This is a genomic window from Pseudomonas sp. NBRC 111124 (genome assembly GCF_001320245.1).
In the GTDB taxonomy this organism is placed as follows: domain Bacteria; phylum Pseudomonadota; class Gammaproteobacteria; order Pseudomonadales; family Pseudomonadaceae; genus Aquipseudomonas.
In genome coordinates, this window is sequence record NZ_BCBA01000016.1 from 1 (window position 1) to 23,661 (window position 23,661).

21 protein-coding genes and 1 tRNA gene are annotated in these 23,661 nt (G+C 63.0%); 15 read left to right on the plus strand and 7 right to left on the minus strand.

Annotated elements, in window-relative coordinates; genetic code table 11:
• Positions 1 to 33 precede the first annotated feature (33 nt).
• Genes APH28_RS08140 through APH28_RS08150 form a run of 3 tightly spaced genes read left to right on the plus strand, consistent with a single transcriptional unit; the run spans position 34 to position 3,034 of the window.
• On the plus strand, positions 34 to 492 hold the full coding sequence (locus APH28_RS08140; protein WP_060508440.1) for a tripartite tricarboxylate transporter TctB family protein: 459 nt from the start codon (positions 34 to 36) through the stop codon (positions 490 to 492).
• A 3-nt stretch (positions 493 to 495) separates the two neighbouring features.
• Positions 496 to 2,010, plus strand: coding sequence for a tripartite tricarboxylate transporter permease (locus APH28_RS08145; protein ID WP_060508441.1), 1,515 nt, complete (start codon positions 496 to 498; stop codon positions 2,008 to 2,010).
• On the plus strand, positions 2,003 to 3,034 hold the full coding sequence (locus APH28_RS08150; protein WP_060508442.1) for an AbrB family transcriptional regulator: 1,032 nt from the start codon (positions 2,003 to 2,005) through the stop codon (positions 3,032 to 3,034). The genes APH28_RS08145 and APH28_RS08150 overlap by 8 nt, the downstream gene beginning before the upstream one ends.
• A gap of 28 nt (positions 3,035 to 3,062) precedes the next feature.
• Here the strand turns inward: APH28_RS08150 and ung are convergent, their stop codons facing one another.
• Positions 3,063 to 3,755 carry a uracil-DNA glycosylase gene (gene ung, locus APH28_RS08155; RefSeq protein ID WP_060508443.1) on the minus strand — a complete coding sequence of 231 codons (693 nt, stop codon included), beginning with the start codon at positions 3,753 to 3,755 and terminating at the stop codon, positions 3,063 to 3,065.
• 126 nt (positions 3,756 to 3,881) lie between these two features.
• On the opposite strand from ung, the gene APH28_RS08160 reads away from it, so the two are divergent.
• Positions 3,882 to 4,991, plus strand: coding sequence for an enoyl-CoA hydratase/isomerase family protein (locus APH28_RS08160; RefSeq protein WP_060508444.1), 1,110 nt, complete (start codon positions 3,882 to 3,884; stop codon positions 4,989 to 4,991).
• Between the two features lie 5 nt (positions 4,992 to 4,996).
• On the opposite strand, the gene APH28_RS08165 is transcribed toward APH28_RS08160, so the two are convergent.
• Positions 4,997 to 5,437 carry a hypothetical protein gene (locus tag APH28_RS08165; protein WP_060508445.1) on the minus strand — a complete coding sequence of 147 codons (441 nt, stop codon included), beginning with the start codon at positions 5,435 to 5,437 and terminating at the stop codon, positions 4,997 to 4,999.
• Between the two features lie 212 nt (positions 5,438 to 5,649).
• Here APH28_RS08165 and APH28_RS08170 point away from each other — a divergent pair, with 212 nt between their 5' ends.
• The 7 genes from APH28_RS08170 (at position 5,650) to APH28_RS08200 (ending at position 12,517) form a co-directional block, all read left to right on the plus strand.
• Positions 5,650 to 7,140, plus strand: coding sequence for a sensor domain-containing diguanylate cyclase (locus tag APH28_RS08170; RefSeq protein ID WP_060508446.1), 1,491 nt, complete (start codon positions 5,650 to 5,652; stop codon positions 7,138 to 7,140).
• Positions 7,133 to 7,363: a cysteine-rich CWC family protein gene (locus tag APH28_RS08175; RefSeq protein WP_060508447.1), complete on the plus strand. Its 231-nt coding sequence runs from the start codon at positions 7,133 to 7,135 to the stop codon at positions 7,361 to 7,363. Before APH28_RS08170 ends, APH28_RS08175 begins: the two co-directional genes overlap by 8 nt.
• A gap of 31 nt (positions 7,364 to 7,394) precedes the next feature.
• Positions 7,395 to 8,087, plus strand: a complete 693-nt coding sequence (locus APH28_RS08180; protein WP_060508448.1) for a pseudouridine synthase — start codon at positions 7,395 to 7,397, stop codon at positions 8,085 to 8,087.
• A gap of 332 nt (positions 8,088 to 8,419) precedes the next feature.
• Positions 8,420 to 9,310, plus strand: a complete 891-nt coding sequence (locus APH28_RS08185) for an alpha/beta fold hydrolase (protein ID WP_060508449.1) — start codon at positions 8,420 to 8,422, stop codon at positions 9,308 to 9,310.
• Positions 9,311 to 9,421: 111 nt separating this feature from the next.
• Positions 9,422 to 9,495: transfer RNA gene (locus APH28_RS08190), tRNA-Gly, on the plus strand.
• 201 nt (positions 9,496 to 9,696) lie between these two features.
• Positions 9,697 to 11,397, plus strand: coding sequence for a SulP family inorganic anion transporter (locus tag APH28_RS08195; RefSeq protein WP_060508450.1), 1,701 nt, complete (start codon positions 9,697 to 9,699; stop codon positions 11,395 to 11,397).
• Between the two features lie 109 nt (positions 11,398 to 11,506).
• On the plus strand, positions 11,507 to 12,517 hold the full coding sequence (locus tag APH28_RS08200; protein ID WP_060508451.1) for a DUF4917 family protein: 1,011 nt from the start codon (positions 11,507 to 11,509) through the stop codon (positions 12,515 to 12,517).
• A 21-nt stretch (positions 12,518 to 12,538) separates the two neighbouring features.
• On the opposite strand, the gene APH28_RS08205 is transcribed toward APH28_RS08200, so the two are convergent.
• The 4 genes from APH28_RS08205 to APH28_RS08215 form a co-directional block, all read right to left on the minus strand.
• Positions 12,539 to 13,027, minus strand: a complete 489-nt coding sequence (locus APH28_RS08205) for an AlpA family transcriptional regulator (protein WP_060508452.1) — start codon at positions 13,025 to 13,027, stop codon at positions 12,539 to 12,541.
• 2 nt (positions 13,028 to 13,029) lie between these two features.
• Positions 13,030 to 13,293, minus strand: coding sequence for a hypothetical protein (locus APH28_RS29110; RefSeq protein ID WP_082432276.1), 264 nt, complete (start codon positions 13,291 to 13,293; stop codon positions 13,030 to 13,032).
• Between the two features lie 177 nt (positions 13,294 to 13,470).
• A complete protein-coding gene (locus APH28_RS08210; RefSeq protein WP_060508453.1) occupies positions 13,471 to 14,685 on the minus strand; it encodes an SAM-dependent methyltransferase in 1,215 nt (404 codons plus the stop codon).
• Positions 14,686 to 14,757: 72 nt separating this feature from the next.
• On the minus strand, positions 14,758 to 15,375 hold the full coding sequence (locus tag APH28_RS08215; protein WP_060508454.1) for a TPM domain-containing protein: 618 nt from the start codon (positions 15,373 to 15,375) through the stop codon (positions 14,758 to 14,760).
• A 178-nt stretch (positions 15,376 to 15,553) separates the two neighbouring features.
• Here APH28_RS08215 and bglX point away from each other — a divergent pair, with 178 nt between their 5' ends.
• The 4 genes from bglX (at position 15,554) to APH28_RS08235 (ending at position 22,612) form a co-directional block, all read left to right on the plus strand.
• Positions 15,554 to 17,845, plus strand: coding sequence for a beta-glucosidase BglX (bglX, locus tag APH28_RS08220; protein WP_060508455.1), 2,292 nt, complete (start codon positions 15,554 to 15,556; stop codon positions 17,843 to 17,845).
• 146 nt (positions 17,846 to 17,991) lie between these two features.
• Complete coding sequence (locus tag APH28_RS08225; protein ID WP_060508456.1) at positions 17,992 to 19,749, plus strand: ATP-binding protein; 1,758 nt, start codon at positions 17,992 to 17,994, stop codon at positions 19,747 to 19,749.
• Positions 19,743 to 21,071 carry a sigma-54 dependent transcriptional regulator gene (locus APH28_RS08230; protein WP_060508457.1) on the plus strand — a complete coding sequence of 443 codons (1,329 nt, stop codon included), beginning with the start codon at positions 19,743 to 19,745 and terminating at the stop codon, positions 21,069 to 21,071. The genes APH28_RS08225 and APH28_RS08230 overlap by 7 nt, the downstream gene beginning before the upstream one ends.
• Before the next feature lie 221 nt (positions 21,072 to 21,292).
• Complete coding sequence (locus APH28_RS08235) at positions 21,293 to 22,612, plus strand: MFS transporter (RefSeq protein ID WP_060508458.1); 1,320 nt, start codon at positions 21,293 to 21,295, stop codon at positions 22,610 to 22,612.
• Between the two features lie 71 nt (positions 22,613 to 22,683).
• Here APH28_RS08235 and APH28_RS08240 read toward each other — a convergent pair whose 3' ends face one another.
• Positions 22,684 to 23,436 carry a hypothetical protein gene (locus APH28_RS08240; RefSeq protein ID WP_060508459.1) on the minus strand — a complete coding sequence of 251 codons (753 nt, stop codon included), beginning with the start codon at positions 23,434 to 23,436 and terminating at the stop codon, positions 22,684 to 22,686.
• Positions 23,437 to 23,661 lie beyond the last annotated feature (225 nt).

Here is a 23,661-nt window from a genome sequence, read left to right on the forward strand (position 1 = left end):
CCCACTGGGTCCGCGTCCAACGAGGACTCTCTGATGATCCTGCAACGCATCTTCGCCTTGGCCCTGCTGGCGGTGTGCGCCGCCCTGGCCGTGATGGCCTGGCCCTATCAGGCCGCGTTTTCCTATGAGCCGGTGGGGCCACGCGCCTACCCGTTGCTGATGCTGGGCCTGATGAGCCTGGGCCTGCTGTACCTGGCGATCCGGCCCACGCCTATCGTGCGCAAGGACGATGAGCCGGAGCTCGACCGCGAAACCCTGATCAAGATTGCCGGCTGCGTCGGCCTGCTGATCATCTTCGCCGGCACGTTCGAACCCCTGGGCTTCATCCTCAGCGCCATCCTGGTCGGCATCCCCATGGCCCGCCTGTACGGCGGCCGCTGGCTGCACAGCACCCTCGTGGTGGTGGGCATGAGCGTGCTGCTCTACTGGCTGTTCGACCGCGTCATGGACGTGCCCCTGCCCCTTGGCCTGCTGAGCGTACTGGAGAACTGACACATGGATACCATGAGCTACCTGGGCCAGGGCTTCGGCGTCGCCCTGTCCCCCTATAACCTGGTCACTGCCCTGTCGGGCACGCTGATTGGCACCGTGGTCGGCCTGCTGCCGGGCCTGGGCCCGATCAACGGCGTGGCGCTGCTGATCCCGATCGCCTTCGCCCTCGGCCTGCCACCGGAGTCGGCACTGATCCTGCTGGCTGCGGTGTACCTGGGCTGCGAATACGGCGGCCGCATCAGCTCGATCCTGCTGAACATCCCGGGTGAAGCCTCGACCGTGATGACCACCCTCGACGGCTACCCGATGGCACGCCAGGGCTTGGCCGGCGTGGCCCTCTCGCTGTCGGCGTGGAGCTCGTTCATCGGCGCCTTCATCGCCACCTGCGGCATGGTGCTGTTCGCCCCGCTGCTGGCGAAATGGGCGATTGCCTTCGGCCCGGCGGAGTATTTCGTGCTGATGGTGTTCGCCATCGTCGCCCTCGGCGGCATGGCCGGCGACAAACCACTGAAGACCTTCATCGCCGCCCTGATCGGCTTGTTCTTGTCGGCGGTCGGCATCGATGCCAACAGCGGCGTATACCGCTTCACCGGTGACAGCGTGCACCTGGCCGACGGCATCCAGTTCGTGGTGCTGGTATTGGGCCTGTTCTCGATCAGCGAGATCCTCCTGCTGCTGGAGAAGACCCACCATGGCCACCAGGCGGTGAAAGCCACCGGCCGCATGCTGTTCAACTTCAAGGAAGCGGCCTCGGTGTTCGTGGTCAACATCCGCTGCGGCCTGCTCGGCTTCATCATGGGCGTGCTGCCGGGTGCCGGCGCGACCTTGGCCAGCGCCGTGGCCTACATGACCGAGAAGCGCATCGCCGGTGAAAAGGGCAACTTCGGCAAAGGTGACGCCCGCGGCCTGGCGGCGCCGGAAACGGCCATTGGCGCGTCGTGCTGTGGCGCCCTGGTGCCGATGCTGACTCTCGGCGTACCCGGTTCGGGCACCACGGCGGTGATGATCGGCGCACTGACGCTGTACAACATCACCCCGGGCCCACTGTTGTTCGAACAGCAGCCGGACATTGTCTGGGGCCTGATCGCCTCGCTGTTCATCGCCAACATCATGCTGGTGATCCTGAACATCCCGATGATCCGCATCTTCACCCGCATCCTCGCCGTGCCTAACTGGGCGCTGGTGCCGGTCATCGCGATCATCACCGGGATCGGCGTTTATGCGGTGCATGCCACCACCTTCGACCTGTTCCTGATGGTCGGCATCGGCATCATGGGCTACATCCTGCGCAAGCTGGACTTCCCGCTGTCGCCGATTCTGCTCGGGTTCATTCTCGGCGGCCTGATGGAGCAGAACCTGCGCCGGGCGCTGTCGATTTCCAACGGCGAGCTGGGCATCCTCTGGTCGAGCCCGATCAGCATGTCGGTATGGGTGCTGACGATCTGCATGCTGACCCTGCCGCTGCTGCGCATCTGGCGCCAGCGCAGCCGCCAGCGCCGGGCCATGGCTGATGCCTGACCGGTCACTGCCGCTGTTTGTCGCAACCGGGCTGGTCGGCCTTGCTGGCGGTTTTGCCGCCAGCAAGGTCGGCTGGCCTTTGCCATGGATGGTCGGCTCGTTGCTGGCGATCATTCTGGTGCGCTGCCTGACGCCCTGGCAGCTGTCGGAAATCCCCAATGGCCGCAAGTGCGGCCAGTGCATCATCGGCATCGGTATCGGCCTGCACTTCACCCCGGCGGTGATCGAGCAGGTCGCCAGCCACTTCGCACTGATCTTCTTTGGCGCGCTGTTCACTACCCTTTCCAGCGTGATCAGCGTGTGGTTGCTGCGGCGCACCGGTGAAGACCGCGCCACGGCGTTCTTCGCCAGCATGCCCGGTGGCTCGGGGGAGATGGTCAACCTTGGAGCACGCAACGGCGCGGTACTCAGCCAGGTGGCGGCGGCGCAGAGCCTGCGCGTGCTGGCCGTGGTGCTGTGTGTGCCGGCCCTGTTCAAGTTTCTGCTCGGTGACGGCGTGCCACTGAATCACGCCGGCAGCGTCAGTTGGGGCTGGATGGCGCTGATCGTGCCGCTGGGCGTGGCGGTGGGGTTTGTCTGGCAGCGCTTGCGCCAGCCTAACCCTTGGCTGTTCGGGCCCTTGTTGGTGGCCGCGTCGGTGAGCCTGGCGGGCAACCTGCAGATTGCCTTGCCCAACGGGGCCAGCCAGATCGGCCAGTGGCTGATCGGCAGTGGCCTGGCCTGCCACTTCAACCGTGCGTTTTTCCGCCGTGCGCCGTCTTTCCTGGGGCGCACGTTGGTGGCCACGGGGCTGTGCATGGCAATTGCCGGCAGCGCGGCGTGGGGGTTGAGCGTGATGACCGAACTGGACCTGCGCTCGCTGACGCTGGGGATGATGCCTGGCGGGATAGCCGAGATGAGCCTGACGGCCGAAACCTTGCAACTGTCGGTGCCGCTGGTGACCGCCCTGCAGGTGGTGCGGCTGATCCTGGTACTGTTTCTGGCGGAGCCATTGTTCCGCTATTGGGTCAAGGCTCAGGACTAGGGGCTGCCCTGCAGCCCCTTGGGCAGCTTCAGAGTGGCGGCAATGCCCAATTTATCGGTGCCATGCCACGCTGCTCGAGGAAGCTGTTGGTACGGCTGAAGTGCCCGCAACCAAGGAACCCGCGATACGCCGACAGCGGCGACGGGTGCACCGATTTGAGCACCAGGTGCTTGGTGCCGTCGATCAGCTTCTGCTTGCTCTGCGCATGCGCCCCCCACAGCAGGAACACCACATTCGGGCACTGCTCGCTGACCACCTGGATGATCCGGTCGGTAAAGAACTCCCAACCTTTCTTGGCATGCGAAGCGGCATTGGCACGCTCGACGGTCATGGTCGTGTTGAGCAGCAGCACGCCCTGCTCGGCCCAGCTCTGCAGGTAGCCGTGGCTGGCGATCGGGATGTTCAAGTCGCGCTGCAGCTCTTTATAGATATTGACCAGCGACGGCGGCGCCGGCACGCCCGGTTGCACCGAGAAGCACAGGCCATGGGCCTGACCCGGGCCGTGATACGGGTCCTGGCCGAGGATCACCACCTTCACCTGCTGCAGCGGCGTGGAATTGAGCGCATTGAAGATCAGCGGCCCCGGCGGGTAGATTTCCTTGCCGGCCGCGTGCTCCTGGCGCAGGAACTCACGCAACTGGTGCATATAGGGCTGGTCGAACTCGGCGCGCAATGCAGCCTTCCAGCCGGGTTCGAGTTTGATGCGATCGTCTTCAGTCATGGGGCCATCCGTAAACAATGGCGCGACACTAGGTAAGCCACCTGCCCTTGTCAATCGATCCGACCGACGACCGGCATGATCGGCCATGGGGGCCATACTTGGGGGATGACTTGCGCGAGGTAGTCCATGGCCATTCATTGCGAGGTACTCACCGGCGCCGATGGCGCCCGAATCGGCATCGCCACGCTCGATGCTCCCAAGGCGCTCAATGCCCTCAACCTGCCGATGATCGAAGTGCTCGGCGAACAGCTGCACAGCTGGGCCAGCGACCCAGGGGTGGTCTGCGTGCTGCTGCGTGGCAACGGTGCCAAGGCCTTCTGCGCCGGCGGCGATGTGCGAGCGCTGGCCCAGGCCTGCCTGGCCCACCCCGGCAGCGTGCCACCGCTGGCCGCCACCTTTTTTGCCGCCGAGTACCGCCTCGACTACCTCTTGCACACCTACCCCAAGCCACTGCTGTGCTGGGGCCACGGGCATGTGCTGGGCGGCGGCATGGGGCTGCTGCAGGGCGCCGGGGTGCGCATCGTCACCCCAAGCAGTCGCCTGGCCATGCCGGAAATCAGCATCGGCCTTTACCCGGACGTTGGTGCCAGTTGGTTCCTCGCCCGCCTGCCCGGCAAGCTCGGCTTGTTCCTCGGGCTGACCGGAGCACCGATCAATGCGCGTGATGCCCTCGACCTGGACCTGGCCGATCGTTTCTTCGGCGAAGAACAGCAAGAGGCATTGCTCGAAGAACTGCTGCAACTGAACTGGCAGGAGCAGACCGACCTGCAACTGAACAGCCTGCTCAAGGCCGAACAGCATCGCGCCTGGGCCGAATTGCCGGCCGCACAATGGCTGCCGCGGCGCCAGGTGATCGATGAGCTGCTGGATGTAGCCGACCCGGCGGCAGCCTGGCGGGCGCTGGAAGGGCTCAAGCATCACGCCGATCCGCTACTGGCCGAGGCCGGCCAACGGCTGCATGAAGGCTGCCCGCTGACGGCGCATCTGGTCTGGGAGCAGATCCACCGTGCCCGGCACCTGTCACTGGCCCAGGTGTTCCAGATGGAATACAGCATGAGCCTCAATTGCTGCCGACACCCGGAGTTCAGTGAAGGCGTGCGTGCCCGCCTGCTGGACAAGGACAACCAACCGCACTGGCACTGGCCGGATGTGGCGCAAGTGCCAGCAGCGGTGGTCGAGGCGCATTTCGCCAAGGTGTGGGAGGGGCGGCATCCATTGGCCGACCTAGGGTCATGAGCGGGTCAGCGCTGCCAGTTGTGGTCCCCTCCCCGCCCACGATCGGACTGGCGATCGTTGTCCCCGCGGTTGCCTGAATGCCAGCGATCATGCTGGTAACGCTGGCTGCCATCGCGATAGTCATTGCGGTCACGATCGCGGCCATAGTCATTGCGCTGACGGTTGCCATAGTCGTAGCGCGGGTTGCCATGCCACTGGTTCATCCCCGGCTGTGGACCTGGCCGGTAATAGGGCGCAGGTGCCGGCCGGTAGTAACGGGGCGCCGGCTGGTAGTAGTAGCGCGGCTGCGGCGTCACATAGTAGCGGTCATAGCGGTAATACCCCGGCGTTACGTAGCGATCTGTCGAATAGTATTCAGAACGGGAATAGCCGCCACCCTCATAGTAGGGCGCGCAGGCGGACGTCATCAGACCCAGCAGGGCGATCAACAGAATTCGATAGGACATGGCGGCCTCCTGGACCGCTGAGGTGCCCGAACAGCGGCGCTGGCGAGCGTCGACGGAAAAGCGTTCATCGACAATGAATCAGACAACTGCGCCGAGGTGCAGTGCCATTTCAGCAACAAATTGATACAGGTCGAAATAACCCTGAAAAACATGCAGTCATTTGCCTGTCATCTCACTAGAATGAGCGCCTCGGCACACCTGACGGGAAGATCATGCCTTCACGCTCCGCCCTGTTTTCACAGCGCTCGCTGATCCTCACCCTGCTGCTGTTGCTGGCCTGTGGCTTCCTCGCCACTTCGCTGATCAGCTATTTCGCCTCGCGCAGCGCGATCCGCGACGGCATCGTCAATACCGAGTTGCCGCTGACCTCCGATACCGTCTATTCGGAAATCCAGAAAGACCTGATCCGCCCGGTGCTGATCGCCTCGATGATGGCCCAGGACACCTTCCTGCGCGACTGGGTGCTGGCGGGCGAACAGGATACTCAGCGCATCACCCGCTTTCTCGGCGAGGTGATGGGCAAGCAGGCTACCTTCACCTCGTTCTTCGTTTCCGACCGCAGCCTCACCTACTATCAGGCCAAGGGCGTGCTCAAGCACGTGGTGCCGAACACCTGGCGCGATGCCTGGTACTTCCGCCTGCGCGACATGAAAGCGCCGTACGAGATCAACGTTGATCTGGACATGGCTAATCAGGACAGCCTGACCGTGTTCATCAACTACCGGGTGCTGGACTATGAGCAGCGCTTCATCGGAGCCGCCGGGGTTGGCCTGAGTGTGGACGCGGTGATCAAGCTGATCGACAAATACCAGCGCCGTTACCAGCGCTCGGTGTTCTTCACCGACGCCAAAGGCAAGGTCATTCTGACAGGTTCCGATGGCGCCCCCCATGGCCTCAAGGTCGGGCAACCGTTGACCGACAATGCCGACCTGAGTGATGTACTGGCGCAGCGCCCGACACCGACCGAGGGCAGCCACGAGTACAAGGACAGCAAAGGCCACAGCCACTTCCTCAACGTGCGGCAACTGCCGGAACTGGGCTGGTACCTGTTCGTCGACAAACGTGAGACCGGCGCCCTGGACCACATTCGCCACTCGCTGTACCTGAACCTGGCGATCTGCGCGATGATCACCCTGGTGGTGCTGTCACTGCTCAATGGCATGCTCAGGCGCCATCGGGCCAGTACCGAGGCGCTGGCGACCCTCGACAGCCTGACCGGGCTGCCCAACCGGCGCAGCTTCGACCTGCTGGCCGCCCAAGCCCTGCAGGAGGCCCAGCGCGATTGCGCGCCCCTGGTCGCCTTGCTGATCGACCTCGACCATTTCAAGGTGCTCAACGATACCCATGGCCATCTGGCAGGCGACGAAGTGCTGCGACAGTTTGCCAACGTGCTGCAGGGCAGCCTGCGACAGTCGGATATACTCTGCCGCTGGGGCGGTGAGGAATTCATCGTGCTGCTACGCGAAGCCGAAGGCCGGCAGGCCATCGAGGTGGCGCAGAAGATTCGCCGTCGTACCGAGCAACTGACCTTCAGCTACGAAGATGAACCGTTGCGCCTGACCACCAGTATCGGCCTGAGCGCCATGCAGCCTGGCGACACCCTGCACGCCCTGCTGACTCGCGCCGATCGTGCCCTCTATCGTGCCAAGCAGGCCGGCCGCAACCGTGTCTGCAGTGAAACACCCGGAACCGGACATGAATGACAGCCAGCACTGCCCCGCCTGTGGTGCCCTTAACCAGTGCAGCCTGGCCGACCCACGCAGCGCCACCCAGGCCTGCTGGTGCTACGGCGTGAGCATCGACCCCGCCGTGCTCAACGCCCTGCCTGCCGAACTGCGCGACAAGGCCTGCCTGTGCCCGCGCTGCGCGGCCGTGGAAGACCAGCTTGCGGGGGATACAACCGCGATCATCGGTAAAAACCGCTAGACTGCGCGCCTCCTTCGACTGCCTTGCCGCCATGCGCCTAGATCGCTTCCTCGCCAACCTGCCCTGCTACAACCGTCAGCAAGTGCGCTTGCTGCTGGTGCAGCGCCGTGTGCGCCTAGACGGCGAAGTGGTCAGCGACCCCAAAGCCGAGGTCCGCGAATTCAGCCGCGTCGAAGTCGACGAGCAGCTGCTGCAGGCCGGCCGCCCCGCACGCTACCTGATGCTGCACAAACCCACCGGCCGCGTCAGCGCGACGCAAGACCCACAGCACCGCACTGTGCTCGACCTGCTGCCCGACGAACTGCGCGACGACCTGCACATCGCCGGACGCCTGGACTTCAACACAACCGGCCTGATGATCCTGACCAACGATGGCCAATGGTCGCGGCGCCTGACCCAGCCGGCCACCAAGCTGCCCAAGCACTACCTGGTGGAAACCGAGGACGAGATCGGCGTGCACTATGTGGCCAAGTTCCAAGAAGGTTTCTATTTTGCCTTCGAAGACCTGACCACCCTCCCCGCTCAGCTCGACATCCTCGGCCCGCGTCAGGCACGGCTGGCAATCGTCGAAGGGCGCTATCACCAGGTCAAGCGCATGTTCGGCCATTTCGACAACAAGGTAGTCGGCCTGCATCGCGAAAGCATGGGTGCGATCCACCTCGATCCGGGCCTGCAGCCCGGCCAATTCAGGGCCCTGACGGCGCAGGAGATCGCCTCGGTCTGAATGCCGTAATACAGGCATACGACCGCTGAGCAGCCCGAGTCACAAATTTGCGCAAACGGCACTTGCGTGATCCCCGGCCCGCTGCTTGACTCTCAACTTGTCAGTCCGCACGTGACCAGTCGGTCACGCCCGCAGCTCAGACACTTTTTGCTGGCCACCCAAAGCCCAGATGCCTTGGGGCACGGCAGATTGCCCGCCACAACAATATCGTCGACACATGTGCCAAGGATCGACACAGGGCCCCCCGATTTATTCAGGCGAATGCCTACCTGTCATAAAGAACGTGCACCCTAGGTGACGCGATTACCCTTTTTGCGCCAGGAGTCGATGACATGAGGCCAGAAATCGCTGTACTTGATATCCAAGGTCAGTATCGGGTTTACACGGAGTTCTATCGCGCGGATGCGGCCGAGAAGACGATCATCCTGATCAATGGGTCGCTGGCCACCACGGCCTCGTTCGCTCAGACGGTGCGCAACCTGCACCCGCAATTCAACGTCGTGCTTTACGACCAGCCGTATGCCGGCAAGTCCAAGCCGCACAATGGCCAGCAACGGCTGATCAGCAAGGAAGACGAGGCACATATCCTTCTCGAACTGATCGAGCGGTTCCAGTGCGACCACGTCATGTCCTTTTCCTGGGGTGGTGCCTGCACCCTGCTGGCGCTGGCGCACCAGCCAAGGCTGGTGAAGAAGGCGGTGGTCAGTTCATTTTCGCCGATCATCAACGAGCCGATGCGTGATTACCTCGACCGGGGCTGCCGGTACCTTGCCGCGTGTGACCGTTACCAGGTGGGCAATCTGGTCAACGACACCATCGGCAAACACCTGCCATCACTGTTCAAGCGTTTCAACTATCGCCACGTGAGCAGCCTGGACCGTCACGAATACGAGCAGATGCACTTCCACATCAACCAGGTGCTGCAGCACGACCTGGAGCGGGCACTGAACGGCGCGCGCAATATCGACATACCGGTACTGTTCATCAACGGCGACCGCGATGAATACACCACCGTCGAAGACGCCCGCCACTTCAGCAAGCACGTCGGTAACAGCCAGTTCAGCGTGATTCGCGACGCTGGCCACTTCCTCGATATGGAACACAAGGCCGCCAGTGAAGATACGCGCAGCGTCATGCTCGGCTTCCTGAAGCCGACCGTGCGCCAGCCACGCCCGCAACCGTATCAATTCGCCCAGCAGGGCCAGCATGCAGTTGCCATGTGAGCGCATCGGCGTCCCGTAGCCCTCACCCGCAGGTTATGGGTCGCCGACAAGCTTTTTTATAACTTGGGCTTCTATTTCGAGGAGGGTTCTGGTAAAAAGTCCAGCGCAGACGCGGGTATAGTTTAGTGGCAAAACGAAAGCTTCCCAAGCTTTAGTTGAGGGTTCGATTCCCTCTACCCGCTCCACACAACGCATTCCTCCGCATGGCGTTCCAGCAACGTCATCGCTGTCAAAAGGAGCCCAGGGCTCCTTTTTTCGTTTCTGCTCCTTTCATTGATATGGCCCATGGCCGCACTCGATGCTTTGCGCTTCAATCCGCTTGCAAGCGAACCGGCTCGGGGCGCATATGCTTCATGGATCCGTGAAACATTTCGAAAGGACGACGCATGTTTCTCTCCCGCTGGCTCCCCGGCCTTGCCAACCTGTTGCACTACCGCCGCGAATGGTTCCAGGCCGACTTGCAGGCAGGGCTTTCGGTGGCGGCGATCCAGATTCCCATCGCCATCGCCTATGCGCAGATCGTCGGCCTGCCGCCGCAGTACGGCCTGTACGCCTGTGTATTGCCGATGATGGTGTATGCCCTGATCGGCAGCTCGCGCCAGTTGATGGTTGGCCCGGACGCAGCAACGTGCGCAATGATTGCCGGTGCCGTGGCACCACTGGCCATGGGCGACCCGCATCGCATCGCAGAGCTCTCGGTGATCGTCACCGTGCTGGTCGGGGTAATGCTGATTGTCGCCGGCCTGGCACGCGCCGGATTCATCGCCAGCTTCTTCTCGCGGCCGATCCTGATCGGGTACCTGAACGGCATCGGCCTGAGCCTGATTGCCGGGCAACTGTCCAAGGTGGTGGGGTTCAAGATCGAGGGTGACGGGTTCATTCTCAGCGTGGTGAATTTCTTCCAGCGCCTCAACGAAATCCACTGGATGTCCCTGACCATCGGCCTGGCCGGGCTGGCGCTGCTGATCTGGCTGCCGCGCCGTTACCCGCGCCTGCCGGCGGCCTTGGTGACCGTCGCAGTGTTCACCGTGCTGGCCGGTCTGCTCGGCCTGGACCGTTTTGGCGTCGCCATTCTCGGGCCGGTGCCGTCCGGCATTCCCAAGCTCGCCTGGCCGCACAGCAACCTGGGCGAAACCAAAAGCCTGCTGCGCGACGCCCTGGGTATCGCCACCGTGAGTTTCTGCAGCGCCATGCTCACCGCGCGCAGCTTTGCCGCGCGGCACGGCTATGCGATCAACGCCAACCATGAGTTCGTCGCCCTCGGCGTGAGTAACCTGGCCGCCGGTATCTCCCAAGGCTTTGCCATCAGCGGCGCTGACTCGCGCACGGCGGTCAATGACATGGTGGGTGGCAAGAGCCAGCTGGTCGGCATCATTGCGGCACTGGTGATCGCCCTGATCCTGCTGTTCTTCACCGCCCCGATGGCGTGGATCCCGCAGGCGGTGCTGGGTGCGGTGCTGCTGATGGCCGGTTGGGGGCTGATCGACATCAAGTCACTGGGCGCCATAAAACGCCTGAGCCGCTTCGAGTTCTGGCTGTGTCTGCTGACCACGGTCGGCGTGCTCGGCCTGGGCGTGTTGCCGGGCATCGTGTTTGCCGTGACCCTGGCGATCCTGCGCCTGCTCTACACCATCTACCAACCCACCGACGCCGTGCTCGGCTGGCTGCCGGGCACCGAAGGCCAGGTCGACATCCGCAAGTACAAGGACGCCCGCACCGTGCCGGGCCTGGTGGTGTACCGCTTCGACGACGCGATCCTGTTCTTCAACGCCGACTACTTCAAGATGCGCCTGCTCGAAGCCGTGCAGAGCCAGGCCCAGCCCCAGGTGGTGCTGTTCGATGCAGAAGCGGTGAGCAGCATCGACGTCAGCGGCATCGCCGCCCTGCGCGAAGTACGCGACACCCTCGCCGCACAGGGCATTCACTTCGCTATCGCCCGCGCCCGCGGCACCTTCCTGCGCATGCTGGTGCGCTCGGGGATGGCGCGGGAGATGGAAGACAAGTTGCTGTTCGGCTCGGTGCGGGCAGGGATACGGGCTTATCGGGTGTGGCGCAACAGGAGTCGCAGGGAGCCAGTGGCCAAATAAGGAATCGGACTACAGCGGAGCCGGAGTCCTCTTTCATCCTGCGGGCTTGTGCACCTTGCATGACATGCTAAAGTCCCCGCCGTTTCCCGCACCACCGAACGGACCGCACATGCCAGCTCTCGACGCCCGCCTCGCCTCTTGGCCAGACCTCAACCAGCGCCACCCCTGCACAGCCCTGCTGCTGGGCAATGGCGCCAGTCGCGCGCTGTGGAAACCGTTCGGCTATTTCTCGCTGTACGAGGAAGCCCAGCGCGCCGGGCGCAAGAAAGGCCTGGCGATCAGCGACCAGGCCTTGTTCAAGTCGCTGGGCACCGAGCTGTTCGAGCCGGTACTGAGCACCCTCAACCACACCGTGCGCGCCAACGCCGCCCTGGCCATCAACTCCACCGCGCCGCTGAACCGCTACTACTCGATCAAGGAAGGCCTGATCCACGCCATCCGCACCCTGCATCTGCCCTGGGCGCTGATACCCGCCGCCACCCTGGCGTCGGTCAACCAGGCCTTGCGCGAGTACCGCAGCGTCTACACCAGCAACTATGACCTGATTTTGCCCTGGGCCCTTCAACAAGACCCGCAAGGCTTCACCACGCTGTTCGACGAGCAGGGTTTCTTCGATATACGCCGCACCCGCAGCGAAGGCACCCGCGTGCTGCACCTGCACGGCGGCCTGCACCTGCTCAAGCTGCCCGACGGCAGCACCCGCCAGCGCAGTGCCGAGAGCGCCGAACTGCTGGACGGCTTTGCCGTGAACATACCCGGTGAAGTGCCACTGTTCGTCAACGAAGAACGCAGCGACGAGAAGCTGCGCGCCATCCGCAACTCGGACTACCTGGCCTGGGGGTTGGGGCAGCTGGCACAGGAAAGCCAGGGCGTATGCCTGTTCGGGCAGCATCTGGACACCACTGACCAACACCTGGCCGAAGCCATTCGCCAGGCGCGGCCGGCGCACCTGTCGATCGCCATACGACCGTTGAGCGAGGCATCGGTGCTCAACCAGAAGCAGCACTTTGTCGAGCGGTTTGGGGATATGGCCGGGACGCCGTTGTACTTCTTTGACGCCAGCACGCATCCGTTAGGGAGGGAAGAGTTGGCGATCGAGGTGCCGCCAGCGCGTCGCTAAACATCGAGTCGGCTTTGAAGCTCAACCAAAAACGCGCTCATGCGCTCGGGATACATTGACTGACATTGCTACCCGAGCCAGATCCACTATGTCTTGAGCGATGGCGTAGCTTCCCCGCGCCTGCAGCCAGATCAGAACTTCGGCAAGATGCCAAAGCGATGTACTGCCCTCATGAATGGGCGCCGGGAAACTGTACATATGCGAAAGCATCAACTTTCGCATGTTTTGCCGTGAAACACCGATGATTTCAGCTACGTCGGTGAGCCCTACCAAGTCGGGGGTTGCTTCGATCAGACGGGCACTGGGCACTGCATTGCGTACATCGCTCAGCGCACTGTCAATGGCCTCCATGGCAGAGGGCGCTTCACGCACAAATGCCAATGCCAGGCGACCTGGCTGCCCAACACCAACCAATGCATCATCACAGCCTGCTTCGACCAGACGTTCAAGCATCGCATCGACGTTTTCGTCTTCGATCAGTTGGTATTTAAGGGTGAATTCGTATTCCACTGCTACCTCTCATCACCAGCTTTGGTCACGCTGCTGGTGCAGTTGTCCACGACGCGTCTCAGCTGACGGGCGAAGTTGCCAGGATTCTTCGGGGTGCTCCAGACGCTGGTAATGCAAAACTCCCCGCAGCGGCAATCAGCATCATTGCGGGGGCAATACAACTTTCCCCAGCAATGCCCGCCGCCCACAAGCACTCTCCATCCCTGTGATTCAGCGTGCCTCAAAGCCTGCTCGACCTCTTTCCTGGCATGACTGGGGCGCGACATCAGCTTTCTCCAGTGTGGGCTCACGACCATTGAGTTGTCAATTGACAACCTAGTGACTTGACGAATGATCACACCACACTACAGATTTCTTGAGGATCAAAACGGCCACTGATATCTCTTGGGAATATTCCTACATAAATGCAGGAGCAGAGCTTCAACGCACTTCATCTTGCCTAATCAGATCAGCTTATCCGCCCGCAACAACGTCTCCAGGCAATGCTCCTGCACCCCATAAAACGCCTTGAGCTCCCCGATTTTCTCCAGCAATGCCGCGTTATCCCCCGCCTGTCGGCGTTTCACCGCAAGAATCATCTTGTTCTTGTTGGTGTGCTCCAGCGAGATGAACTCGAACACCTTGGTCTCGTAGCCACAGGCTTCCAGATACAGCGCGCGCAAGCTGTCGGTGAGCATCTCGGCCTGCTGCCCCAGGTGCAACCCATATTGCAGCATCGGCTGCAGCAGCCCCGGGCTGTGCAGTTGCGGCCGGATCTGCTTGTGGCAGCACGGCGAGCACATGATGATCGCGGCGTTGCAGCGGATGCCGGTGTGGATGGCGTAGTCGGTGGCGATGTCGCAGGCATGCAGGGCAATCATCACCTCGATGGCCTCAGGCACCACACTGCGCACGTCGCCACACTGGAATTCCAGGCCCGAGTGTTCCAGGCGCTGGGCGGCGGCGTTGCACAGGTCGACCATGTCCTGGCGCAATTCCACCCCGGTCACCTGCGCCTGGCGCGCCAATGTGTTGCGCAGGTAGTCATGCATGGCGAAGGTCAGGTAGCCCTTGCCCGAGCCGAAGTCGGCGACACGCAGCGGCTGCTCGGCCGGCACCGGGGCTTTGGCCAGGGCGTGGTCGAAGACTTCGATGAACTTGTTGATCTGCTTCCACTTGCGCGACATCGATGGAATCAATGCACCCTGAGCATCGGTCACGCCCAGATCACGCAGGAATGGCCGCGACAGTTCCAGGTAGCGCTTCTTCTCGCGGTCATGGCCGGTATTGGTAACGGCCTCGCGTGGCGCCTGCGCGCCGTGGCGCTGGAGCATCGGCTTGCCCTTCTTGCTGAAGGTCAACTGCACTTCGCCCTCGGCGTCGAACAGGTGGGCATTGCGGAAGCTCTCCGGCAGCAGCTCGGCGACCAACGCCTGAGCCTGGTCCAGCGGCACGTTGCGGGTGATGTCGCGGGTCTGGTGGCGGTAGACCAGCGACAGCTGGGCCTCACCCTTCACCAGCAGCGGTTTGGCGATGATGCGCTGCAAGGTCTGGTCGGCACCGACATGGCGCGCCAGCACCAGCTTGACCAGGGTGTTGCCGTGCAAGGCAGCGCTGAGCAGGTCGAGGAACTGGGCGCGCGCATCCGGCGCGGGGGAAGCAGAAGTACTGGCGGACATGGAAAGCGGGTGCCTCGGATAACAGGGGCGCGTTGCGCAATACCGCGCATTCTACACCCTGCAGCCGCCGCTTCAGTCGAGAATCACCAGACGGTTGGGCAATTCGTTGCGCGCGTGGGTGCGTGGCACGTGTTTGCACAACAGCTCGCCGCACGCCTCGATGCAGTCGACAAACCCTTGCAAGGTTCGCCCTTGACGCACCTGCTCGGTGAAGCGCGCAACCATCACGGCGCGGGCCTCGGCATCGAGGTGCTGATCGACGCCCTGATCGACCAGGATTTCCACATGCCGCTCGGCCTCAGCGACAAAGATCAGCACCCCCGTGGCACCCTCCGTGCCCTTTAGGTTCTGCTCACGAAATTGCTGCCGTGCCAGGCTCGCGGCGCGCCAGCGGCGCAATGCGGGCGGGATTAGCCAGGCGGTCACGCGCGGGCTGCGCAGCAACAGGCACAGACCGATGAACAGCAGCACGTTGGCCACCAGCAGCCCACGAATCCCGGGCCAGCCCAGCAGCCAGTGCAGCAGGCCAGGCAGGGCCAGCGCCAGTACGGCAGCCCAGATCAGTGGCAGGTAAGCGTAATCATCGGCGCGGCGCGCCAGCACGGTCACCAGTTGCGCGTCGGTGCGCCGCTCCACCCGGGCGATGGCTTCGGCCACCTGGCGGCGTTCGTATTCGTTGAGGAGCGTCATGCCTTCGGTCTCTTTATAGTTGTTGTCCCGGCATTCGGGTCTTCATCCGCGGCTGACATATTCAGGCATAATCGGCCGCTGGATGAATTACCGGCGAATCGTACAACAATAGCCGCCTGAAAACTTCGGCCGCGCGCGTATCACCGTGGATACGGCAAGGGCCCCGACAACGGAATTGATGATGAAACTGTCTTTGCTGGGCCTGGCCATGGGCCTGGCCAGCCAGGCGGCCCTTGCCGCCCCTACCGCCCCGCCCCTGCAGGACAAGGCGGCCTTCATCGACCATCTGATCAGCCAGATGACCGAAGCCGAAAAGATCGGCCAGCTGCGCCTGATCAGCATCGGCCCGGAAATGCCCCGCGACAAGATCCGCGAAGAAATCGCCGCCGGCCGCATTGGCGGCACCTTCAACTCGCGCACCGCCCCCGAAAACCGGCCAATGCAGGATGCCGCCATGCGCAGCCGCCTGAAGATCCCGATGTTCTTCGCCTACGACACCATCCACGGCGAGCGCACCATCTTCCCGATCGGCCTGGGCCTGGCTGCCAGCTGGGACATGGACGCTATCGCCAAGGTCGGCCGCACCTCGGCCATCGAAGCCTCGGCCGACGCCTTGGACATGACCTTCGCGCCAATGGTCGACGTCGCCCGCGACCCACGCTGGGGCCGCACCAGTGAAGGCTTCGGCGAAGACACCTACCTGACCTCGAAGATCGGCCAGGTGATGGTCCGCTCATTCCAGGGCAGCAGCCCGGCCAACCCCGACAGCATCATGGCCATCGTCAAGCACTTCGCGCTGTATGGCGCAGTAGAAGGCGGGCGCGACTACAACACGGTCGATATGAGCCTGCCGAAGATGTACAACGACTACCTGCCGCCCTACCGTGCCGCGCTCGACGCCGGTGCCGGCGGGGTGATGGTGGCGCTCAACTCGATTAACGGCGTGCCGGCCACCTCCAACACCTGGCTGATGAACGACCTGTTGCGCAAAGAGTGGGGCTTCAAGGGCGTGACCATCAGCGACCACGGTGCCATCCAGGAGCTGATCCGCCACGGTGTCGCCCGCGACGGCCGTGAAGCCGCCAAGCTGGCAATCAAGGCCGGCATCGACATGAGCATGAACGACACCCTGTATGGCCAAGAGCTGCCCGGGCTGCTGAAGTCCGGCGAAGTGACCGAGCACGAGTTGAACCAGGCCGTGCGCGAGGTACTCGGCGCCAAGTACGACATGGGCCTGTTCAAGGATCCGTACGTGCGTATCGGCAAGGCCGAAACCGACCTCAAAGACTACTACGCCGACAACCGCCTGCACCGCGACGCCGCCCGCGACGTGGCGCGCCGCAGCCTGGTGCTGCTGGAAAACCGCAACCAGACCCTGCCGCTGAAAAAGGCCGGCACCATCGCCCTGGTCGGCCCGCTGGCCGATGCCCCGATCGACATGATGGGCAGCTGGGCCGCCGACGGCAAGCCGATGCACTCGGTCACCGTGCGCGAAGGCCTGCGCCGCGCTGTCGAGGGCAAGGCCAAGCTGGTGTACGCCAAAGGCTCCAACGTCACCGGCGACAAGGCGATCCTCGATTACCTCAACTTCCTCAACTTCGACGCCCCGGAAATCGTCGATGACCCACGCCCAGCGGCTGTGTTGATTGATGAAGCGGTCAAGGCTGCACAGCAGTCCGATGTGGTGGTGGCCGTGGTGGGTGAGTCGCGTGGCATGTCCCACGAGTCATCGAGTCGCACCACCCTGGAAATTCCGGCCAGCCAGCGCGAGCTGATCAAGGCCCTGAAGGCCACCGGCAAGCCGCTGGTACTGGTGCTGATGAACGGCCGCCCACTGTCGATCGGCTGGGAGCGTGAACAGGCCGACGCCATCCTCGAAACCTGGTTCTCCGGCACCGAAGGCGGCAACGCCATCGCCGACGTGCTGTTCGGCGACTACAACCCGTCGGGCAAGCTGGCCATTACCTTCCCGCGTTCGGTCGGGCAGATCCCGATGTACTACAACCACACGCGTATCGGCCGGCCGTTCACCCCAGGCAAGCCCGGCAACTACACCTCGCAATACTTCGAAGAGCCCAATGGCCCGCTGTACCCGTTCGGCTATGGCCTGAGCTACAGCAGCTTCGAGCTGTCGGGCCTGACCCTGTCGAACAAGGACCTCAAGCGTGGCGACACCCTGGAGGCCAAGGTGACGGTGAAGAACACCGGCAAGCTTGAGGGCGAAACCGTAGTGCAGCTGTACCTGCAGGACGTTTCGGCATCGATGAGCCGCCCGGTCAAGGAGCTTAAGAACTTCCAGAAACTGATGCTCAAGGCCGGCGAATCGCGAACCTTGACCTTCCGCATCAGCGAGGACGACCTGAAGTTCTACAATGGCCAACTGCAGCGGGTGGCCGAGCCTGGCGAGTTCAACGTCCAGGTCGGGCTGGATTCCGAAGCAGTGCAACAAAAGAGCTTCGAACTGCTGTAACGGGTTGCTCGCCTGTGCCGGCCTCTTCACGGGGCAAGCCCGCTCCTACAGGTAACGTGCATGCAAGCGGCTTGCACAAAACCTGTAGGAGCGGGCTTGCCCCGCGAAGAGGCCGGACCTGATATCCCTGAATCTGGATCCGCCCCATGCCCTTTTCCTTTCGCGCCCTGCGGCTGGGGCTGATCACCCTGTCAATCGTGCTCGGCACCGTGCTCAGCGCCGGCTGGGCCATGCACAAGGCCAAACGTCAGGCAATGGAAGACGACGCCCGTCGCGCCAGCCAGCAACTTGGGCTGTATGCCAACGGCCTGCACACCCTGATTGATCGCTACCGCGCCCTGCCCGCCGTGCTTGCGCTGGACCCGGAGCTGATCGAGGCCCTGCGCGGCCCGGTCAGTGAACAAACGCAACACGCGCTCAACCTCAAACTCGAACGCATCAACGGTGCCGCCAACTCCTCGACGCTGGAGCTGCTCGATCGCACCGGGCTTGCCGTGGCTGCCAGCAATTGGCGCCTGCCGACCACCTACGTTGGCTCCAACTATGGCTTCCGCCCCTATTTCAAGCAGACCCGCAACCAAGGCAGTGGCCGCTTCTACGCGGTTGGCGTGACCAGCGGCGTGCCGGGCTACTTCCTGGCCAGTGCAGTCAGCGATGAACAGGGACGCTTCCTCGGCGCGATGGTGGTCAAGCTGGAGTTCCCTGAGCTCGAACGCGAATGGCGCCAAGGCAGTGACATCCTGCTGGTCAGTGACGCCCGCGGCATTACCTTCATCGCCAACCAGGAAGGCTGGCGCTACCGCGAGCTCAAGCCGCTCAGTGGTGCCGACCGCGCCGAGCTGGCCGAAACCCGCCAGTACGACAAGCAACCGCTGGTGCCGCTTGCTCATCAGGTACTGACTCGCTTTGCCAGCAACAGCCATCTGAGCCGCGTGCAGAGCCCCGACGGCAGCGCCGAATTCCTCTGGGAGAGCCTGCCGCTGGAAGGCGAAGGCTGGACTTTGCACCTGCTGCGCAAGCCACAGGTCGAAGCGGCTGGCCGCAATGCTGCACTGGGCGCCGCCGCCGTGTGGCTGAGCCTGGTGTTCGCCGCGCTGTTCGTCAGCCAGCGCCTGCGCCTGGCCCGCCTGCGCCAGCGCAGCCGCGAAGAGCTCAAGCGCCAGGTCGAGGAACGCACCCGCGAGCTGCGCACCGCCCAGGAAGGCTTGGTACAGTCGGCCAAGCTGGCCGCATTAGGGCAGATGTCCGCAGCCATGGCCCACGAAATCAACCAGCCGCTGACCACCCAGCGCATGCAGCTGGAAACCTTGCGCCTGCTGCTCGACCACGGCCGCTATGACGATGCGCGCAAGGCACTCGAGCCGCTGGAGCAGATGCTCACGCGCATGGCTGCGCTGACCAGCCACCTGAAAACCTTTGCCCGCAACAGCCCGGTCGGCCTGCGCGAACGCCTCGACCTGGCCACGGTGGTCGACCAGGCGCTGCACCTGCTGGACACCCGCATACGCAGCGAGGAAGTCGAAGTGGCCCTGTACCTGGCCCGCCCGGCCTGGGTGCGGGGCGATGCGATCCGCCTCGAACAGGTATTGATCAACCTGCTGCGCAACGCCCTCGACGCCATGGCCGACAAACGCTACAAGCGCCTGGAAGTCCGCATCGAACCGGACCACGAACAGTGGCGCCTGAGCGTACTTGATTCCGGTGGCGGCATTGCCGAAACGGACCTGGCCAAGGTCTTCGACCCGTTCTTCACCACCAAACCGGTGGGCGAAGGCCTGGGGCTGGGCCTGGCGATTTCCTATGGCATCATCGTCGAAGCCGGCGGCCAGCTGCACGCCGAGAACCTGCCGGGCGGTGCCCGGCTGAGCCTGACCCTGCCCCGTGACCTGGAGCCTGTATGTTGAATTCGGTGATCGTCGTCGATGATGAAGCCAGCATCCGCACGGCCGTCGAGCAGTGGCTGAGCCTGTCGGGCTTCAGCGTGCAGCTGTTCGCCCGCGCCGAAGACTGCCTGGCCCAACTGCCCGCGCACTTTGCCGGGGTGATCATCAGCGACGTCCGCATGCCGGGCATGGGTGGCCTGCAGCTGCTCGAACGCTTGCAGGTGGATGACCCGGACCTGCCGGTGATCCTGTTGACCGGCCATGGCGACGTACCGATGGCGGTCGAAGCGATGCGCAACGGCGCCTACGACTTCCTCGAAAAGCCCTTCACCCCACAGCACCTGCTGGGCAGCCTGCGCCGCGCACTGGAGAAACGTCAGCTGGTCCTGGAAAACCGCCGCCTGCATGAACAAGCCGACCTCAAGACGCGCCTGGAAACGACCCTGTTGGGCATGTCGCAAGGCTTGCAGCAGCTACGTCGGCAGGTGCTGGACCTGGCCAGCCTGCCGGTCAATGTGCTGATCCGCGGCGAAACCGGCAGCGGCAAGGAACGCGTGGCGCGTTGCCTGCACGACTTCGGCCCGCGTGCTGATAAACCGTTCGTCGCGCTCAACTGCGCAGCCATCCCCGAATCGCTGTTCGAAGCAGAATTGTTTGGTCACGAGAGCGGTGCATTCACCGGCGCCCAGGGCAAACGCATCGGCAAGCTGGAGTATGCCAACGGCGGCACCGTATTCCTCGACGAGATCGAGAGCATGCCGCTGGCCCAGCAGGCCAAGCTGTTGCGGGTAATCCAGGAGCAGAAGCTGGAGCGGCTGGGGGCCAACCAGAGCATCAGCGTCGACCTGCGGATTATTGCTGCCACCAAGCCCGATTTGCTCGAAGAAGCACGCGCCGGGCGGTTTCGCGAGGACCTGGCCTATCGCCTGAACGTGGCGGAACTGCGCCTCGCGCCGCTGCGTGAACGTCGTGAGGACATCCCGCTGCTGTTCGAGCATTTCGCCCGCGCGGCTGCCGAAAAGCTTGGGCGTGTGGCGCCGCCGTTGAGCAGTACGCAACTGGCGCAACTGCTGTCGCATGACTGGCCAGGCAATGTGCGTGAACTGGCCAATGCGGCAGAGCGGCATGCACTGGGGTTGGGCTCGCCGAACATCGAGGTGGCACCTGCAGGGCAGTCGCTGGGCGATCAGATGGAAGCGTTCGAGGCGCAGTGCCTGCGTGCAGCGTTGCGACAGCATGGGGGCGAGATCAAGGCGGTTATGGAAGCGCTGCAGCTGCCAAGACGCACGCTGAACGAGAAGATGCAGCGACACGGGTTGGTGCGGGAAGACTTTCTTCCATAAGCGGTTTATCGCCTATGAGCCACCTCTAGTAAGCGGAAATCCGCTCATTCAACCGTGGATAACGGCTGGGACTGCTTCCCACCCCGTTGCCGCCAAGCCAGGTCCCACCGGCCTCACGCCCCCATTTGGATCGTCACGCACCCATTTGGCACACCTTCTGCAAATGCCCTGGCAAGCTGCGCTTCGGCGCGCTCCACAAAAACAACGAGAAGGTATCCCTGATGGATAACGCCACCTCCCTGCCAGCCGGGGCGGCCGTCGCGCCCGCCGCTGAAAAAACCACCGCCAGCCGCCTCAAGTCGATCTTCAGTGGCTCCATCGGCAATATGGTCGAATGGTACGACTGGTACGTCTACGCTGCGTTCTCGCTGTACTTCGCCAAGGCCTTCTTCCCCGCTGGCGACTCCACCGCCCAACTGCTCAACACCGCCGCGATCTTCGCCGTGGGCTTCCTGATGCGCCCGATCGGTGGCTGGCTCATGGGCCTGTACGCCGACCGCAAGGGGCGCAAGGCCGCACTGATGGCTTCGGTACTGCTGATGTGCGCCGGCTCTCTGGTCATCGCCCTGACCCCAGGCTATGAAACGATCGGCGTCGCGGCGCCAATCCTGCTGGTCATCGCACGCCTGCTGCAGGGCCTGTCGGTGGGTGGTGAATACGGCACCTCGGCCACTTACCTGAGCGAGATGGCCAGCAAAGAGCGCCGTGGCTTTTTCTCCAGCTTCCAGTACGTGACGCTGATCTCCGGCCAGCTTATTGCCTTGGCGGTACTGATCATCCTGCAACAGACCCTGACCACCGAGCAGCTGTATGCCTGGGGCTGGCGTGTACCCTTCGTGATCGGCGCACTGTGCGCGGTGGTTGCCCTGTACCTGCGCCGCGGCATGGAAGAAACCGCCTCCTTCACCAAGAAGGAAAAGGCCAAGGAAAGCCTGATGCGCACCCTCATGCGCCACCCCAAAGAGCTGATGACCGTGGTCGGCCTGACCATGGGCGGCACCCTGGCCTTCTACACCTATACCACCTACATGCAGAAGTACCTGGTCAACACGGTGGGCATGAGCATCAGCGATTCGACCACCATCTCGGCAGCCACGCTGTTTCTGTTCATGTGCTTGCAGCCGGTGATCGGTGGTCTGTCCGACAAGATCGGCCGTCGTCCGATCCTGATCGCCTTCGGCGTACTCGGCACCCTGTTCACGGTGCCGATCCTCAGCACCCTGCACACCATCCAGACCTGGTGGGGCGCGTTCTTCCTGATCATGGCGGCGCTGATCATCGTCAGCGGCTACACCTCGATCAACGCGGTGGTGAAGGCCGAGCTGTTCCCAACCGAAATCCGCGCCCTGGGCGTTGGCCTGCCATACGCACTGACCGTGTCGATCTTCGGCGGCACCGCTGAGTACGTGGCCCTTTGGTTCAAGAGCGTCGGCATGGAAAGCGGCTTCTACTGGTACGTCACGGCGTGCATCGCCTGCTCGCTGCTGGTGTATGCGACCATGAAGGACACCAAGCAGCATTCGCGAATCACCACTGACTAAATGTAATTGCGTAACGAAAAAGGGCGCCCTCTCAAGGGCGCCCTTTTCGTTTGTTTTAAAAAAAACCGGGATCAGGACATCTCCAACACCTGACGCGGTTCTCGCTTCTGGTACCAGGTCGCCATCAGCACCAGCACCAGCAGCACGCCACCCAGCACCGCAGAAGAACCGATGGTGCCGAAGTCCAGCCCGCCCTTCTCGTGCGGCTTGGTCAGGACGTCGCCAAGGGTTGCGCCGAACGGACGGGTCAGCACGAAGGCCACCCAGAACAGCACCACGCCCGGGATGCGCGTCCAGTAGCGGGCCAACACCACCAGGGCGATGGCGCTGCCGACCAAAAGTGCGCCACCGGCGAAGCCCAGCCCCGAGTCATCCGCCAGGTAGTCACCCAGCGCGGTACCCAGGGTGTTGGAGAACAGGATAGCGACCCAGTAGTAGATCTCACCGGTGCGGTTCTTGATGCGGGTGACGTCAAGCGGGTTGCCGCTCAAGCGCCAGACCAGGAAGGTCAGCAGCAGGATGCCGATGAGAATCGCCGAGCCCGCGGCATAGCCCAGGCCCAGGGTGCGATCCATGAAGTCCGACATGGTGGTGCCGGCCGTGCTCGTGGACAGGATCACCAGCCAATACAGCATCGGGTGATAGCGGCGCGAAAACAGCTGACCGAGCAACGTGACGAGGAACACGCTGATCAGCACCATCGAGCTGACCGCATAGCCAACGTTGAGGGTCATCGACAGCAGATCACCAGCTGTTTCGCCAAGGGTGGTGGCGCAGATCTTCATGACCCAGAAGGCCAGAGTGATTTGCGGAAGTTTGTTCATTGTTCACCGCTCCGGAATTAGGTGTGGGCGATGGTGCTGAGCAGCGCCTGAAAAATCGGTTGGCGATATATGAAAAAAGCGTCATACGCTGTTACAAATTAAGATTTTTCGTTCTTAACTCTCGATTAATCCCACTCCCTCACTCTGCAATCGCTGGCGAAGCATTGCACTCGCCTTGTGTTTGAAACCCCCAAGTAGGTGGCAGCAGCACCCCTGATTAACTCC